This is a genomic window from Xanthomonas floridensis (assembly GCF_001642575.1).
GTDB classification, from domain to species: Bacteria; Pseudomonadota; Gammaproteobacteria; order Xanthomonadales; family Xanthomonadaceae; genus Xanthomonas; species Xanthomonas floridensis.
The window spans coordinates 81,657-98,231 of sequence record NZ_LXNG01000019.1; the positions used below are offsets into that span (position 1 = coordinate 81,657).

A 16,575-nucleotide genomic window follows, 5' to 3' on the forward strand; every position below is an offset into this window, starting at 1 on the left:
GGTAGCCGTCGAGTGTAAGGCGATCGGTGTGTTGCGGGGATGGGCGGTGCGTCTGTCGGTAGCAACGCGTGTCTTAGGCCGGCCAGGCTGTTCGTCGGTGCGGCGATGGCCTTGTTGTTCGCAACCTTCCATTGGTGGTTCGGTGCATCAGGCTGTCAGCTGTCACCCGACGCAAGCGCGGCCAGCTCATCGGCCGTGCTATGCAGCCGCCACAAAATGCCCATGGAATCCCAGCGGAATCGCATAAGGCAGCCATGCCTGTGCAATCGGCCCGGCATCGATGTGCTGCGCGTCCAGCACCATCAACCCGGTGCATGCGCGCTGGGTGTCGAGCACCGTTCCCACCAACCAGCCCTGGTCCGGGCGGGTGCTGCCGGGCCTGGCGACGAACACATGTTCTTCGGCCAGCACATGCGGGCCGTAGCGGTGCACCTGGCGGCGGTCGCGTTCCAGGTCGTAGCCGGCCACGGCATTGAGAAACGGCGACCGGTTCGGGCCATCGATGCACGGCGCGTACAGGCGCGCGCCCTGCGTGCGCGGGGTGCGGTGGTCGAACAGCGGCAGTTCCAGGTTGTCCACCGGATGCACCTGCCAGTGGGCGCGGCCACTGGCCAGGTCCAGATGCAGGCTGCGTAGCTGCACCGGTGCCGGCGCGGCCTGCGGGTCGCCGTGCATGGCCGCGCGCATCGGCGAACGGGCTTCTTCCGGATCGGTGTGCACGATGGCGCGCACCACGATGCGGTCCTGCTGCGCGTAGGCATCGGCAAAGTGGTAGGCCACCGCAAAGTCGGCCTCGAACCAGCGTGGTTGGTCCAGCGCATCCTTGGGCACCACCGCAATCCGGCATGGGGCATCCGGGGTGAAGCGCAGTTGCTCGAAGAACGCCCCGTCGCCGTCCAGCCGCCGATACGGCGCCATGATCAGGATCAGATGGCGATCGGTCATCGCAAAGCTGTGCATGTAGGCCGGCGCATCGGTCTGCAGCAGCTGCACGTTGCGCAACGTGGCATCGGCGCCCAGATGCCAGAGCACCACGCCGGTGGAGCCCACCACGCTGATCGAGCCGACGTTCCACATGCTGCCGTCGTGGTCGGTCAACGGGTGCGCGGAAAACGGCATCGCGGCCAGATCCTCGCGCCAGGTGACCGGGCCGATGGTGCTTAGCGCGTCGGGGGCCAGTTCGATCGCCGAGCCGGCTTCCCACAGCGCAAACAGGCGGCCGTTGAGCATCGTCACCGAGGTATTGGCGGTGTTGACGTCGTCGTTGTTGCGGCCAGGCTGCATGTCGGGCACGGAGGTGCCGGCCGCGCGATACAGAAAGCGCCCAGCCTGCTGCTCCTGGGTGAACTTGTGGGTGGCCACCATGCGCCCGCGGTGCTGCACCTGCCCACCGCCCAGACGCCAGCGGTGCACCATGCCGTCGCCGTCGAACCAGTGTTCGTAGCGGAACCCGGCGCGCTCGGTCCAGGCCGGGCCATTGCGATACAGGCTGCCTGCCAACCCTTCGGGCAGTGCGCCCTGCAGTGTTGCGGTGGCCGGCCCCAGGGTGGGGCTGACCACGCTACGCCAGCCCAGCAGCCAAGGCGTGCGCTGCAGCTGCGCCTGGAAGGCGGCAGCCTCCGCGGCGTGTGCAGGCAGGCTGCGCATGCCAAAGCCGCCCAGCGCAGCACTGCCGGTGGCTGCGAGTAACGATTGCAGGAAGCGGCGGCGGTGCATGCATGGCTCCTTTTGCGCGTAGGCCTTTAGCGCATCTGCACGCTGATGCGTTTGCCGGCAGCGGGCAGATCGAAGACGATCTCGTCGAAGCCGGGTTTACGCATGCCGGTGGGGTTGTTGCTGAAGCCGTAGCCTTCCACCGGCATGCCGATCAGGTTGGTGTCCAGCTTGCCGTTGCTGTTTTCGTCGTGATTGATCATCACCGCGTAGCGCCCGGGGGCAAGATCCTTGAACTGGATGCGCGGCGTCGCGCTGGTGATCGGCACCGTTTGCGCCTGCACCGGTGGCTGGGCGCTCTCCAGTTGTGCGGCCGAGGCGATCACTGCGATGCGCAGCTTGCCTTGTTGCGAGCGCAGGCCGCTGACCCCCACGTCCAGATCGGCGGCGTAGGCGGCAGCGCTGCCGAGCAGGCTGACCAGGGCGACGGCACAGGCAAGGGTGCGGGCAAGCATGCAATTCTCCTGACGGCGTTGGAAAGCGAAGGCTGGGACCGATGGTACGCAGCGCGTTACAACCGTGGCGGTGGCGCCGGTCGCAGATCGGCCCACGCGCAGCCTGCCCACACACTGCGGCAGGGCGATCGATCCCATGCCGTGCAGGGCCGAACCTGTGTGCGAGCCGGCGAAGCAGCTTCGCTCGCAGGACGCGGCGGTTTCACCACACCAGCGGCAGCAGGCGATGGCTGTGCGCGGCATACGCCGGGTAGGCGATGGGAAAGGCGCGCTGCAACGCGGCTTCCTCGATGCGGATGCGGCGCAGGAACACCCAGGTCACCGGCAGCACGATTGCCAGCAGCGACGCTGCACTGCCCATGCCCAGCGCAAGCCCGTAGAAGGCCATCAGCGCACCGGTGTAGGACGGATGCCGCAGCCAGCGATACGGGCCGCTGCGCACCAGTTGATGACCGGCCTGGATGGTGACATCCACCGTGAACCAGCGTGCCAGCACCGTGATGGCCCACACGCGCACCGCCAGCCCGCCGCCGATCAGCGCACACGCCGCCCATCGCAGCGGTTCCTGCCAGGCGTGCGGCCAGTGCATGACGCCGGCAAACGCCAGCCCCACCGCCGCCGCAATGGACAGCGACAGCACCCGCCACAGCTGGCCCAGGGTGCCGCGGTCGTGCGTGCCGCCATCGGCTGCGCGGCGCTGCTGGCGCAGCCACAGTTCGTAACCGATCCACAGCAGGCTGAGCGCGGTGAGCAGAGGGGATGCAGACATGGGAGAGCTCCGTAGTGGATGGAAGACAATGTGGAGGGATGGCAAGGACCGAGGCAGCAAGCAGCAGGCAGCAGACAGCAGGCAGCAGGCAGTTGAGATGGCGGCAGCGCCGCTGCCATCCAGCGCGTGGTCCATGCCAGACGCTGCGCTGTCTCATCTGGCATCGGTGTCCAGCAGCCAGTGATGCCAGTGTGCCCAGCGCCGGTGCGACCCACAGGAGCCGCAGGTCATCGATCCCACCTGCCAGAAGTCACTTTCTGCGCGCGCCCCATTGCCGGGCAGCGGCGCGGCGGTCAGCATCGCCACATGAAACATGTCCTGCGCGAGTTGATCCAACCCCTGAGCCTGGCCGGGCTGATGGCCATTGCGGCGGTGGCGCTGTCGTTCAACGCCATCCCGTCGGCGCACGGTGGCTGGCGTTGGGTGGCTCTGGCCGGGTTTACCGTCCTGTTCCTGCTGCACGACCTGCTGCCGCGCCAGTACGTGGTGCGCAATGTGTCGTTGCTGCTGCAGGCCGCATTGGCGCTGGGCCTGACGGCGCTGCAGCCGCGTGCCGGCACCAGCCCGGTGCTGCTGGTCATGCTGGTGGCGCAACTGGCGATGGTGTGGCCGCCGCTGCGGGTGGTGGCGATGGCGCTGACCATGAACGCGATCATGTACGCCTTGTTCGTGCGTGCCGGTTTCGACAACGCGCTGCTGTCGGTCACCGTGTACGCCAGCTTCCAGGCGTTTGCCGCGCTCACTGCCTATTACGCGCGCAGTGCCGAGCGCGCGCGCGACGCGCTGGCCTACGTCAACGCCGACCTGCTGGCCACCCGCGCATTGCTGGCCGACAGCGCGCGCGATGCCGAGCGCCTGCGGCTGGCGCGTGAGCTGCACGACGTGGCCGGGCACAAGCTCACCGCCATGCGCATCAATCTGCGCCTGCTCGTCGCCGACCCCGCACTGGCGGGCCGCGGCGACATCCGGGTGGTGGAGCAGCTGTCTGCCGAACTGTTGTCGGACATCCGCAACGTGGTGCAGTCCTTGCGCGATGACCAGGGCCTGGACCTGCAGACCGCCCTGCGCGCGCTGGCCGCACCGTTCCCGCGCCCGACCTTGCGGCTGCAGATCGATGCCGACGTGCGCGTGACCGATGCCCGCGTGGCCGAGCTGCTGCTGCGGCTGGTGCAGGAGGCACTGACCAACGCCGTACGGCATGCCGATGCCAACGAAGTGGCCGTGCACCTGCAGTGCCAGGACGCGCAGCTGCGCGTGGAGATCCACGACGACGGCCACCGCGCCGAGCGCATCCGCGAGGGCAATGGCATCACCGGCATGCGCGAGCGGCTGGCGGCCCTGCACGGCCAGCTGCAGCTGGAGCGCACCGCGCAAGGCGGCATGCATCTGATTGCTACACTGCCGCGATGAGTCCACTTCGAATCGCCCTGGCCGACGACCAGGTTCTGGTCCGCGCCGGCCTGCGTGCCTTGCTGCAGCAGCAAGGCGTGGAGGTGGTCTGCGAGGCCGACGACGGTCAGGGCCTGCTGGACGCGCTGGCCACCACCCCGGTGGACGTAGTGCTCAGCGATATCCGCATGCCCGGCATCGACGGCATCCAGGCGCTGGAGCAGCTGCGCGCCCGCGGCGACCGCACCCCGGTCCTGCTGCTCACCACCTTCGACGACGGCGACCTGCTGCTGCGCGCCACCGACGCCGGCGCGCAGGGCTTCCTGCTCAAGGACGCCGCTCCGGAAGACCTGCGCGACGCCATTGCCCGGGTCGCCGCCGGCGACACCCTGCTGCAGCCGGTCAGCACCGACCCGGTGCGCGCGCGCTACCAGTTCCGCGACCAGCAGGCCCCACGCGAGACCTTCAACGAACGCGAGGTCGCCATCCTGCGCCTGCTGGCCGGCGGCTATTCCAACAAGGAGATCGCCCGCACCCTGTTCCTGGCCGAAGGCACGGTGAAGAACTACGTCTCCACCATCCTGGAAAAGCTCGGCACCCGCGATCGCACGCGCGCGGTGTTGAAGGCCATTACGTTGCGGGTGATTTGAGGGCCGGAATCGGGAATCGGGAATCGGGAATCGGGAATCGGGAATCGGGAATCGGGAAGCGGGAATCGGGAATCGGGAATCGGGAATCGGGAATCGGGAAGCGTGAAGCGTGAAGCGTGAAGCGTGAAGCGTGAAGCGTGAAGCGTGAAGCGTGAAGCGTGAAGCGGGAAGCGGGAAGCGGGAAGCGGGAAGCGTGAAGCGGGATTGGGGAATCGGGAAGCGGGATTGGTAAGGGCGCTACCCGGGGCGGCTTGAGACTGGGTTTGGGACTGAGGTTGATAAAAGCGCTACCGCAGCTAAAGCCCCTCTCCCGCCTGCGGGAGAGGGGTTGGGGGGAGGGCACGGAGGCGAAGCCACCCGCTGAATCCGTCAAACCGGAGCCTCGCCCTCAGCTTGCCCCCCATCCCTGCGGAACAGACGCTGCCGAAGGCAGACGTCACAGCCCGGCCGCAAGTCGGCATGGCTTGGCGCCAGCGACCAGTCGCTCCAGGTTGCTGCTTGGTTGGCCCAGGAGCTAACTCGAAATGTCCGTTTTCCCATAGCTCGCGGAGTCGGACTGAGGGTAAGCCGCGACACCAGACACGCTGGGTCGTCAGGCACGCCTCGCTCGACACGTCTGCTCTATCTTGCTGTTCAAAAAAAGGATTTACAGCGTTCGTCAGCCTCCGTAAGCAACCGTAAGGTTGCCGTCAGGTCAGGCGTTGCCCCAGACAGCAAGGTCGTCCGGCGGCCTCTGGAGCCGCCCGGAACCGCGTCGCGCTCCGGCCTGCTGCGGAGCCCGTCATGCGCCCTTTCCGATACATTGCCTTGCGGTCAATTGTCGCCGTCATGGTCGTCTGGTCGTTTCCGACTCAGGCGGAATTGCCCGGTCCATGGGTTCAGGCCGCTCTGTTGGCTCACGCCCAGGGCTGAGGCGGTAGCAGCGTGGTTGCCGTCACCCACAGCAGAGACGACCGGTCGAGGGAGCTGCACGCCGCCGCTGATGCGAACGCTGGACGCCGATGCCGTACTGGACCGTGGTCGATGCTTGGCAGGAAATGGGCAAGCGAGGACCGCCGTCGGCGGCCCCCGCGGTGGTGCGTTGACCGACGCCGGTGGAGAATGAACGCCTCCGCTCCAGCGAGGGCAGGCTCACGGAGTGATCTGCGGATCGTTGCCCACCTCGGGATCGCAGCTGAACGTGTCGTGGCGTTGAAGGTCCTCGACGACCACCATGAAGAAGATCAAGGTGGAACGATCGTTGGCATTGCGGAACGAGACCCAGCGGCCGTCGCGGTCGTACTTGACGTTGCTGATCTGGTTCTGCGAATCGGAACTGATCAGGTTGCGAATCTTGAAGTTGAAGCCCACCGCATCGTCGAACCGGTAGCACATGGTGACATTGCGCTGGTCGCCCGGCACCAGCATCAGCCCTGGCTTGAAGTGATAGTGGTACTTCCCATGGCCGGTATTCCCGCCGATTTCCACATACGCCACCGACATGTCGCAATGAATGTGCGTTTCGGGGTGGCACGCGATCTTGGTTTCCTGTTCCGTCATGACGAGGTCTGTTCCTTGGGGAGCGGGGCATAGAAGGAAACGAACCCCGGATGGCGGTAGCCCGCCTGATACAGCCACCCGAGTTGTTGCATGACTACCGCCTGCCGCCCCAGATGGATCTGCGCGCGGATCCAGGGGTCGAGCAGAGCCTTGTTATGGCTCGCGCCGGCATCTGTGCCGAGCACTGCCAACGCACGTTCCCAGCATTGGCGCGCTGGCCCCGTCTGGCCGGCCGCGGCATGTTGCTCTCCCTGCCACACCAGCGCGTGCGCAAGGGTGGTCGGTCCCAGCGGATCCTGCGGCCGGGCGCGATGCAGGGCCTCCAGCCGGGCGACGCTGGCCTGCAATGCCAACGCACGCGCGGCCGATGCGGCCGGCTGCAGATACGCCAGACGCAGGGCGATCACCGCATCCAGCCATTGCCATTCCGGTAAGGCCTGGCCCTGCTGCAGCAACGGTGCCAGGCGCTGCCGAGCCTGTTGCAATGCACGTTGTCCCTGCGCGGGCCGTCCATCCAGTGCCGCCACCCAACCGATCTGCGCATAGGCATGGGCCAGATCGCGCTGCCATTGCAGGTTGTCCGGTTGCAGGCTGACCAGCGGTTGCAGGATCGCCACCGTGGCCTGCGCATCGGCTTGGGCCTGGACGGTTTGACCACGTGCCAGCGCCAGGTTGGAGGCGAGCAACAACGAGGCGGCCAGCCGCCGTCTCCACGTGTCGGCATCCGGCGTGGCTGCCACCAGCGTACGCAGCATTGCGATCTGCTCGCGGTACCCGGCTTCGGCATCCGCCAGCAGGCCTTGGGTCTCTTGGGCGGAGCTGCGCCATGACAGGCCATTGATCAACTCATAGCGCACGCTGGTGTCATCCGGTGCGGCGGCCAGCACCTGTTGCTTGAGCGCGATCGAGCGGGTGAACAGGGGAATGGCGCTGGCCGCATCGCCCTGGTTCTGTGCCAGCGAACCGAGATTGGTCAGCGCGTAGGACAGTTCCCGCTGCCAGCGTGGGTCGTGCGGCACGGTGCGCTGCAAGTCTTCGGCGATGGCCAGGTAGCGCGACCAGTGCTCGCGCGCCACTGCCGGCTGCTTGCGTTGATACGCAAGATACCCGCGCCAGTAGGCGGCCTGCCCCGTTTCTGCCCGCGCTTCCAGCAAGTCCGGAGCATGCTGCGCCGCCTGCCCGGCGATAACCGCGGCACGGACGAATGCCGCCTGTGCCTGATCGAGCTTGCCTTGGTTCATCAATACCTCGCCCGTGGTGCGCAAGGCACGAGCGTGGTTGACCAATTCGGTCGGCTGCATACCGACACTGGGCAGATCCTCCAGATACCGCAGCGAGCGGCTGCCCACGCTGTCGAGCAGCTTGAGGTTGCCCACCGTGCGCAACTGCTCGGCCAGGTCGCCCAGCATGTAGCCCACCAGCTGCTGCGCCTGGTCGCGGCGTTCTTCTGCCACCTGCTGCGCCTGGCGTGCTTGCCAACCGAGCAGCAGCGAGGCGCTGGCCAGCACCACCAGCAAGCCGGCGGCGGCGGCATACAGGCCGCGCCGACGCTGCTGGGAGCGCTCGCAGGCACGCAGGAACGCCAGTTCCGATGCGTCCAGATCCTGGGGCATGCGCCGCGCGGCTTCGCGCGCTTCGCTCAGCGGGCGCCCGCTGTTGAGCAGGTGATCGCTGCGCCGGCCCTCGGCTGCCCAGCGCTGTGCGGCCAGTTGCAGCCGCTTGCGCGCCTGCAGCAGGCGGCGGTTTTCGTGGATCCACTCGGCTGCGCGCGGCCATTGCCGCAGCAGCGCTTCGTGCGCCACCGCGAAGCCCGGTTCGCCGGCCACCAGCTCGCTGACGAACAGGCGCGCCTGCACGAAGGCATCCACCAGCGTGCGCGCCGCGCTGGCATCGGGCAGCGCCGACCACAGCGCACGCCGCGCGGTCACCGCATCGCTGTCGGGGTGGATCACGCTCAGCAGTGTCAGTACCTGGCCCAAGGCGGCCTGCGCACTGGCCGGCAATGCGCCGAAGGTGCGTTCGGCGTGATGCGCGAGTGCACCCTCCAGCCCGCCCAGGGCGCGGTAGGCCGCGAAGGTCAGCAGGCCGTCGTCGCTGCGTTGCGCATGCAGCGCATGCAGCAGGTGCTGCAGCAACGGCAAGGCATCGGGCTGGCGCGCGGTGGCATCGCGCAGCACATCGTCCAGATGGCTGGCGCTGTCGCGCTCCTGTTCGAAGCGCAACCCCGCCATGGCAGCGGGCACGCGGATGATCTGGCCAATCTCGCCATCGCGCGGCGGCAGCAGGTCCACATGCCCATCGCCGCGTTTGAGTTCCACGATCTCCGGTACCGCATCGATCAGGCGCGGGTAGAAGTCGCTGCGCGCCAGCATCAGCACCGCCACCTGCGCGCTGCCGCACAAGGCCTGCAATGCCGCCGCCAGCGCGGCGCGATCGGCATCGGTGATGCCCGGCGTGGCCACCATCGCCTCGGCATGGTCGATCACCAGCAGCAGATGCCGCTGCGCTGCTGCGCCTTCGCGGGGCGGTGCGGCGTGGCGCATCGCTTCGGCAATGGCCGCATGCAGCGGCGCAGGGCGCTGCAACCAGCCAATGAGCAGCGCCATCTGTGCCGGCGAGAACACCGCGCGCTGGCCCGGCGCCCAGTCCCCCAATGCCCGCGCCAGGGTCTCCAGCACATCGCCGCCACGGCATTGCGCCAGGTTGCAATACGCCACCGCCAGCGCTTGCAGCCCGTCCAGCCCGCCCGGTTGGGTCAGCAGCGGCACCACGCCAGCGCGCAGCAACGAGGTCTTGCCGCAGCCGCTGGCGCCACTGATCAGCACCAGTCCGCGCTGGCTGTGCAATTGCGCACGCAGCGCTGCCGCCACCTGCGCAATGGCGTGGCTGCGGCCAAAGAACACCTGCGCATGCGCCGGGTCGAATGCCTGCAGGCCCACATACGGGCTGCCGTGGCTCCAGGTCTGCGTGCCCAGTACTGCGCCGCGGTAGTCCTCGGGAAACACCACTTTCGGCAGCAGCCGATACCCGCGCTTGCGGATGGTTTCGATAACGCGCGGCTGGCGGCTGTCGTCGCCGAGCTTGCGGCGCAGCTGGGCGATGGTCTTGTGCACCGGGTTGTCGCCGTAGAAGCTGCCGTGCCAGACCTCGATCAGCAACTGCTCGGCACTGACCACCTCGCCGGCGCGTTCGGCCAGCGCGATCAGCACCTCCATCATGCGCGGCTCCAGCGCGATGGCCTGGCCGTCGTCGATCACCAGCAGCCGTTCCGGTTCCACCAGCACTGCGCCCAGGCGGAAGCGTGGCACCGAGCCAAGTTGCGTGACACGCTCGCTACGAAGGGACATGCACTCGGACACCGGTCGCACAGCTGGAAGGGGCCTTGACGATCGCCAACAGGCGCGGCCAGGCACGGCACGGCAGGGACGGAAACGTAGCATAGCCGGCACGGGCGGACTTCGATTGCGGTCGCTGTTCGTGGCGGCCTGGGCCGGCGATGGTGCGGTGGCCGATGGCCGTCACGCGTGTCCATACAGCAGCGTGTGTTGCGCATCAGGCTGTTTCGCATGCGCCACACGCACTAAGATGCCGCCAGCATCTTGCTGACCAGGAGTCCACGTTGATCATCCATCCCAAAGTGCGCGGTTTCATCTGCACCACCACGCATCCGCTTGGTTGCGAGCGCAATGTGCTCGAACAGATCGCCGCCACCCGCGCGCGCGGCGTGCGCAACGACGGCCCGAAGAAGGTGCTGGTGATCGGCGCATCCAGCGGCTACGGCCTGGCCTCGCGCATCACCGCCGCGTTCGGCTTCGGTGCCGATACGCTGGGCGTGTTCTTCGAAAAACCCGGTAGCCCCAGCAAGGCCGGCACCGCCGGCTGGTACAACTCGGCCGCGTTCGACAAGCACGCCAAGGCCGCGGGCCTGTACAGCAAGTCGATCAATGGCGATGCGTTCTCCGACGCCGCGCGCGAGAAGGTGATCGAGCTGATCAAGACCGAGATGGGCGGCCAGGTGGACCTGGTGGTGTATTCGCTGGCCTCGCCGGTGCGCAAGCTGCCGGGCACCGGTGAAGTGAAGCGCTCGGCGCTCAAGCCGATCGGCAACACCTACACCGCCACCGCCATCGACACCAACAAGGACACCATCATCCAGGCCTCGATCGAGCCGGCCAGCGCGCAGGAGATCGACGACACCGTCACCGTGATGGGCGGGCAGGACTGGGAGCTGTGGATCGACGCGCTGGAAGGCGCCGGCGTGCTCGCTGACGGCGCACGCAGCGTGGCCTTCAGCTATATCGGCACCGAAATCACCTGGCCGATCTACTGGCACGGCGCGCTCGGCAAGGCCAAGGTGGACCTGGACCACACCGCGCAGCGCTTGAATGCGCGCCTGGCCAAGCGCGGCGGCAGCGCCAATGTGGCGGTGCTCAAGTCGGTGGTCACCCAGGCCAGCGCGGCCATCCCGGTGATGCCGCTGTACATCTCCATGGTCTACAAGATCATGAAGGAAAAGGGCTTGCACGAAGGCACCATCGACCAGTTGGACCGCCTGTTCCGCGAGCGCCTGTATCGCCAGGACGGCCAGCCTGCCGAGGTGGACGACGAAAATCGCCTGCGCCTGGACGACTGGGAACTGCGCGACGACGTGCAGGACGCCTGCAAGGCGTTGTGGCCGCAGGTCACCACCGAAAACCTGTTCCAGCTCACCGATTACGCCGGCTATAAGCACGAGTTCCTCAAGCTATTCGGCTTCGAGCGCGACGATGTGGATTACGACGCCGATGTGGATCCGGACGTGAGGTTCGACTGCATCGAGTTGGGGTGATGAATCGGGGATCGAGAATGGGGAATCGCAAGAGCGTGGTGCCCTGATTGTTTGAACTTCCGTGCGCATAGCGCGATAAAGAACGGCCGGCAGTGATGTCGGCTGTTTTTTATAGGAGCGGGCAGTGGTGGTTGGCTCCGCGCGCGATGCGTCATCGACGCGCTGATACGACGCGCTGCTGCAGTGTTTGCGTTGCGGCGTCCGATGAGTTGATCGACGAGTCCTGTAACGCCGTCATTTGGTCAATGCGACGGATGGCGCAACGTCGAGCGGCCGCACCTTCATCCGCCCTTCGGGCACCTTCTCCCGACGGGAGAAGGATCGGTCCCGGTGCTATCCGTAATCTCAAGCGCGGCATGCCTACAGTGTGGGCGCGCACCCCGACGCCGCAACGCCGCCGCTCCCAATCCCTGACGACAACTCCCCAATCCCGGCACCCAATGGACAAACTGATCGCCCATCTCGTCCTGGCCGTTCTCGTCAGCATCGTCTGCGCCATGCTGATGCGCCTTATCCGCGGGCATGGCGCACTGAAAGCCATCGCCAATCTTGCGATCACTACCGCCGTGGTGTGCGCTGCGGTGATGCAGGACGGCACGGCGCCGCCCTGGCAGGACGCCCTGCTGATTGCGGTGTTTTTCAGTCTCCCGGCCTCGGTGTGCGTGGTCACGCTCAGCGCGGTGATCAAGTGGATCACCGGACGCCGCCGGACCCGCAGCCCCGTCTGAAGCGGCTGCTCACCCGCGCAACACCGCAGCACTGCCGTGCAACCACCCCGGCCCGTCCCAGGGTCGCAGCGCACTCGCAACGCCATGGCACCCACCTGAAACAAGCAGCACCCGCCCAACGACAGCCACAAGCACGCGCAGCACTGCACCAAACCACTTCAGGTGCTCAAACCACCACGCATCGCCTCAAACCGCCAGAACCGCGACTTTGCGATTCCCGATTCCCGGAAAGTCGGCACACGGCAGGTGCCCAAGCCTCCAAACGTCATACACGCAAAAAACCCGCGCAACAAAACGCACAAGCAAGCGCACACCGGAACAACCGCTCCATGTGCGCCCGCCACACAACATCATCAGAGCCCCAGAAAACTGCTTTTACGATTCCCCAATCCCGATTCCCGATTCCCGTAGCGTCAGCGCCGCACATCAAACCGCGCATCCCCCACGCAGGCCTGCACATCGGCCACCGACAGCGGATTGAAATCGCCGGGAATCGAGTGCTTCAGGCAGCCGGCCGCCAGGCCGAAGCGCACCGTGTCGTCCAGCGACCAGCCTTCGATCAGGCCGTGCAGCACGCCGGCGGCAAACGCGTCGCCGCCGCCGATGCGGTCGATGATCGGCGTGAGTTCTTCGCTGGGCGCGCGCGCCACCGCACCACTGCGCGGCACCAGCAGTGCGCCCAGGCTGTGGTGGTCCACGTTGTGCGCCACGCGCTGCGTGCACGCCATCAGCTGCAGCTGCGGGAATGCGGCAAACGCCTGCTGTGCGGCCGCTTCCACGCGCGCCTCCAGCGTGTCCTGCGGGAACTCGCCGCCCAGCACCACGCCGATATCGCGGTAGTCGGCAAACACCACATCGGCGCAGTCGAACAGCTGGTGCAGGATGCCGCGCGCATCGCCCTGCCAGCGTTGCCATAGCTTGGGCCGGTAGTTGCCGTCGAACGACACCTTGACCCCGGCCGCACGCGCGGCGCGGGCGGCGGCCAGCGTGGCCTGCGCCACATCGGCGCCCAACGCCGGGCTCACTCCGGACAGATGCAGCCATTGCGCGCCCTCGAGCAGGGCCGGCCAGTCGTAGGCATCGGCCGGGGCCAGCGCAAACGCCGAGTCGGCGCGGTCGTAGACCACTTCGCTGGGGCGGTGGATCGCGCCGGTGGTCAGGAAATACAGCCCCATGCGGCCATCCACCCGCCGCACCTGCCGCGTGTCCACGTCATGGCGGCGCAACTCGCCCAGCACGGCGGCGCCCAGCGGGTTGTCGGCGACGGTGCTGACCATGGCCACGTCGTGGCCGAAATGCGCCAGCGATACGCCGACATTGGCCTCGGCCCCACCGCAATGCACGTCCAGTCGCGGCTGCTGCAACAGCAGTTCGTGACCGGGCGCCCCCAGGCGCAACAACAACTCTCCAAAACACAGGATGCGGGCTCGACTCATGCGGCAGTACCTCGGCTGTGTGGTGCGTCACGGTGTGGGGAAACCGCTGCGCGTCAGGATGACCATCGGTGTCATTCTAGCCGCCGCAAAACCTGGCGGGCCAGGGGCATGATGCGACCTGGAGTGACCGCTTGCACCCCTTTGGGGCAGATTTGGTGACGTTTTCTGCTGCGCTGCAAGATGTTGAACGACGATTCAGCTGGTAACGTCGTTTTGACCAGCGGTGTCATTGCCGCTCACAACCAGACATTTATGTTGTTCATGGACCCTTGGGAGGGGAGGACATGCAATTTCGGACCACCAACCGGAAGACACCGGTTACCTTGCTGGCATTGTCGATCGGCCTGGCGCTGAGCGGCCATGTCGCCGCACAAGAGGCCGCCCAACCACCTGCCGAGCCTGCCGTGGACCTGGACACCGTCACGGTGACCGGTTACCGCGCCTCGGTGGAAAAGGCCCTGGACATCAAGCGCGGCGAAGCCGGCGTGGTCGATGCCATTGTCGCCGAGGACATCGGCAAGTTCCCCGACCTCAACCTGGCCGAGTCGCTGCAGCGCATCCCCGGCGTGGTGATCACCCGTGAGGCCGGCGAAGGCCGCGCCATCTCGGTGCGTGGCCTGGGCCCGGAGTTCACCCGCGTGCGCATCAACGGCATGGAAGCGCTCACCACCGTGGGCGCCGGCGACCAGAGCGGCGGCACCAACCGCGGCCGTGGCTTCGACTTCAACGTGTTCGCCTCGGACCTGTTCTCGCAGCTGATCGCGCGCAAGACTGCCTCGGCCGATGTGGAAGAAGGCTCGCTCGGCGCCACCGTCGACCTGCGCACCGCACGTCCGTTCGACTACAACGGCTTCACCTTCGCCGCCAGTGGCCAGGCCGCCTACAACGCGATGGCCGAGAAGGCCAACCCGCGCGTGGCCGGCTTGATCGCCAACACCTGGGCCGACAACACCTTCGGTGCGTTGCTGTCGGTGGCCTACACCGAGCGCGAAGTGCTGGAAGAAGGTTCCAACACCGGCCGCTGGGCCAACGGCACCAGCAACGGCGGCTTCAGTGCCGCCTCGCCGTTCGCCGCCGCGCGCTCGGCCGATGTCTACCACCCGCGTTTCCCGCGCTACACCCAGCAGATCCACGACCAGCAGCGCCTGGGCGTCACCGGCTCGCTGCAGTGGAAACCGTCCGACCGCACCACGCTGTCGCTGGACATGCTGTATTCCAAGATCGATGCCAAGCGCGACGAGCACTACATCGAAGCGATCTCCTTCAGCCGCAACCGCGACGGGCTCACCCCGCGCCGCGCGGTGCGCGACGGCAAGCCCGCCACCATCGTGCGCAATGGCGAGATCCGCAACAACGCGCTGGTCTACGGCGAGTTCGACAACGTCGACATCCGTACCGAAAACCGCCACGACGAGTGGAACACCGAGTTCAAGCAGATCAGCTTCGACATGGAGCATCGTTTCAACGATGCCTTCAGCGTCAATGCCCGGGTCGGGACCTCGCGCTCTGCGCACGAGAACCCGATCCAGACCACCATCATCATGGACAAGTACGACGTCGACGGGTACAGCTACGACTACCGCGGCAACAACCGCGCGCCGGTGCTGAACTACGGCATCGACCCGACCAATCCCAACGGGTGGGAACTGGCCGAAATCCGCCTGCGTCCGCAGTCGGTGGACAACGACTTCGACACCGGCCAGATCGACTTCAACTGGAACATCAGCCCCGGTTTCCGCCTCAAGGGCGGCGTGCTGGCCAAGAACTACACCTTCAGCACCGTCGAACTGCGCCGCGCCAACGAGCTGGCCGTGCCCACCTTCGCCAACGGCAGCACCATCGTGCCGGCCGACCTGACCGAACAGGCCGGGCTCAAGGGCATCAACGGCAGCCCGTCCAATTGGGTGGTGCCCAACCTGGATGCGGTGGCCGACCTGTTCGGCATCTACAGCAACAGCGGCACCTTTGCCGTGGCGCCGCGCGTCAACAACAGCCGCAGCGTCGAGGAAAAGGATCGCGGCGTGTGGTTGATGGGCGAGTTCTCCACCGACCTGGGCTCGATCCCGCTGTCGGGTAACTTCGGCGTGCGTTACGTGCGCACCGAGCAGGAGTCCACCGGCTATGCGTTGATCAACAACGCACCGGCGCTGACCACTGTCGGCCGCAAATACAACAACACGCTGCCCTCGTTCAATCTGGTCGCCGAGCTGGCACCGGACCTGCTGCTGCGTCTTGGCGCCGCCAAGGTGATGTCGCGTCCCGGCCTGGGCAGCCTCACCCCCGGCGTCACCGTGGCCGTGGCCGGCGGCTCGCGTACCGTGGCCGGCGGCAACCCGGACCTGGACCCGATCGAAGCCACCAACGTCGACCTCGGCCTGGAGTGGTACTTCAACGAAGGCGCCATGCTCGGTGTCGGCCTGTTCTACAAGGACATCGAAAGCTTCATCCAGACCGCGCGCGAAGTACGCCCGTATTCCAGCAGCGGCCTGCCTGCCGAATTGCTGGCCGGTACCGGCGCCACCGTCAACGACGACTTCGCCTTCAGCATCCCGCTCAATACGCCGGGCGGCGAATTGAAGGGCGTGGAAGCCAACTACACCCAGCCCTTCACCTTCCTGCCGGGCAAGTGGGCCAACCTGGGCGTGCAGCTCAACTACACCTGGGTCGATTCGCAGATCCAGTACCTGGCCAGCACTGGCTTGCCGGTGATGAAGAACGACCTGCTCGGGTTGTCGCGTTCGTCGTGGAATGCAACGCTGTTCTACGAAGGCGACTCCTTCGCAGGGCGCGTGTCGGCCACCAACCGCGACGACTACCTCACCCAGGCACCGGGTTCGGAGGCCGGCTTCAACGTCGATGGCGTGCACGGCATGACCGGCACCACCATGATCGACGCCTCGCTGCGCTACAAGATCAGCAAGCAGCTGGAGTTGAGCCTGGAAGGTATCAACCTGACCAACGAAGCCTCCGACGAGTGGGTGTCCTCGCCGCGCACCGGCCAGTTGCCGCTGCAATACGGCGAAACCGGCCGCCAGTTCCTGCTGGGTGCCCGCTACAAGTTCTAAACG

Annotated in this window: 11 protein-coding genes; 5 read left to right on the forward strand and 6 right to left on the reverse strand. The window is 66.7% G+C overall.

Annotation, left to right across the window (positions count from 1 at the left end; all coding sequences use genetic code 11):
- Positions 1-198 precede the first annotated feature (198 nt).
- From A7D17_RS12275 to A7D17_RS12285, 3 genes are all read right to left on the reverse strand, one after another.
- Entirely contained in the window at positions 199-1,716 is a 1,518-nt protein-coding gene (locus tag A7D17_RS12275) for a carotenoid oxygenase family protein (RefSeq protein WP_064509339.1), read from the reverse strand.
- A 26-nt stretch (positions 1,717-1,742) separates the two neighbouring features.
- Positions 1,743-2,135, reverse strand: a complete 393-nt coding sequence (locus A7D17_RS12280) for a DUF2141 domain-containing protein (protein WP_064509363.1) — start codon at positions 2,133-2,135, stop codon at positions 1,743-1,745.
- A 235-nt stretch (positions 2,136-2,370) separates the two neighbouring features.
- The gene (locus A7D17_RS12285) at positions 2,371-2,937 is read right to left on the reverse strand and encodes a methyltransferase family protein (RefSeq protein ID WP_064509340.1); all 567 of its coding nucleotides are present in this window, start codon (positions 2,935-2,937) and stop codon (positions 2,371-2,373) included.
- Positions 2,938-3,120: 183 nt separating this feature from the next.
- Between A7D17_RS12285 and A7D17_RS12295 the strand changes: the two genes are divergently transcribed.
- Both A7D17_RS12295 and A7D17_RS12300 read left to right on the forward strand, forming a co-directional pair.
- Entirely contained in the window at positions 3,121-4,347 is a 1,227-nt protein-coding gene (locus A7D17_RS12295) for a sensor histidine kinase (RefSeq protein ID WP_064509342.1), read from the forward strand.
- Complete coding sequence (locus tag A7D17_RS12300) at positions 4,344-4,976, forward strand: response regulator transcription factor (protein ID WP_064509343.1); 633 nt, start codon at positions 4,344-4,346, stop codon at positions 4,974-4,976. Before A7D17_RS12295 ends, A7D17_RS12300 begins: the two co-directional genes overlap by 4 nt.
- 1,131 nt (positions 4,977-6,107) lie before the next feature.
- Here the strand turns inward: A7D17_RS12300 and A7D17_RS12305 are convergent.
- Positions 6,108-6,515, reverse strand: a complete 408-nt coding sequence (locus tag A7D17_RS12305) for a hypothetical protein (RefSeq protein WP_064509344.1) — start codon at positions 6,513-6,515, stop codon at positions 6,108-6,110.
- Entirely contained in the window at positions 6,512-9,862 is a 3,351-nt protein-coding gene (locus A7D17_RS12310; protein WP_064509345.1) for an nSTAND1 domain-containing NTPase, read from the reverse strand. The genes A7D17_RS12305 and A7D17_RS12310 overlap by 4 nt, the downstream gene beginning before the upstream one ends.
- 272 nt (positions 9,863-10,134) lie before the next feature.
- Here A7D17_RS12310 and fabV point away from each other — a divergent pair, with 272 nt between their 5' ends.
- Both fabV and A7D17_RS12320 read left to right on the forward strand, forming a co-directional pair.
- On the forward strand, positions 10,135-11,343 hold the full coding sequence (fabV, locus tag A7D17_RS12315) for an enoyl-ACP reductase FabV (RefSeq protein WP_064509346.1): 1,209 nt from the start codon (positions 10,135-10,137) through the stop codon (positions 11,341-11,343).
- A gap of 440 nt (positions 11,344-11,783) precedes the next feature.
- Entirely contained in the window at positions 11,784-12,071 is a 288-nt protein-coding gene (locus A7D17_RS12320) for a hypothetical protein (protein ID WP_064509347.1), read from the forward strand.
- A 413-nt stretch (positions 12,072-12,484) separates the two neighbouring features.
- Here A7D17_RS12320 and A7D17_RS12325 read toward each other — a convergent pair whose 3' ends face one another.
- Complete coding sequence (locus A7D17_RS12325; protein WP_064509348.1) at positions 12,485-13,507, reverse strand: sugar kinase; 1,023 nt, start codon at positions 13,505-13,507, stop codon at positions 12,485-12,487.
- Positions 13,508-13,791: 284 nt separating this feature from the next.
- On the opposite strand from A7D17_RS12325, the gene A7D17_RS12330 reads away from it, so the two are divergent.
- Positions 13,792-16,572: a TonB-dependent receptor gene (locus A7D17_RS12330; RefSeq protein WP_064509349.1), complete on the forward strand. Its 2,781-nt coding sequence runs from the start codon at positions 13,792-13,794 to the stop codon at positions 16,570-16,572.
- Positions 16,573-16,575 lie beyond the last annotated feature (3 nt).

Excerpts from the sequence above, each read along its gene's own strand:
- A7D17_RS12275 (WP_064509339.1), bottom strand. The coding sequence starts at position 1,716 with ATGCACCGCCGCCGCTTCCTGCAATCGTTACTCGCAGCCACCGGCAGT.
- A7D17_RS12285 (WP_064509340.1), bottom strand. The coding sequence starts at position 2,937 with ATGTCTGCATCCCCTCTGCTCACCGCGCTCAGCCTGCTGTGGATCGGT.
- A7D17_RS12295 (WP_064509342.1), top strand. The coding sequence starts at position 3,121 with ATGCCAGTGTGCCCAGCGCCGGTGCGACCCACAGGAGCCGCAGGTCAT.
- A7D17_RS12300 (WP_064509343.1), top strand. The coding sequence starts at position 4,344 with ATGAGTCCACTTCGAATCGCCCTGGCCGACGACCAGGTTCTGGTCCGC.
- A7D17_RS12305 (WP_064509344.1), bottom strand. The coding sequence starts at position 6,515 with ATGACGGAACAGGAAACCAAGATCGCGTGCCACCCCGAAACGCACATT.
- A7D17_RS12310 (WP_064509345.1), bottom strand. The coding sequence starts at position 9,862 with ATGTCCCTTCGTAGCGAGCGTGTCACGCAACTTGGCTCGGTGCCACGC.
- A7D17_RS12320 (WP_064509347.1), top strand. The coding sequence starts at position 11,784 with ATGGACAAACTGATCGCCCATCTCGTCCTGGCCGTTCTCGTCAGCATC.
- A7D17_RS12325 (WP_064509348.1), bottom strand. The coding sequence starts at position 13,507 with ATGAGTCGAGCCCGCATCCTGTGTTTTGGAGAGTTGTTGTTGCGCCTG.
- A7D17_RS12330 (WP_064509349.1), top strand. The coding sequence starts at position 13,792 with ATGCAATTTCGGACCACCAACCGGAAGACACCGGTTACCTTGCTGGCA.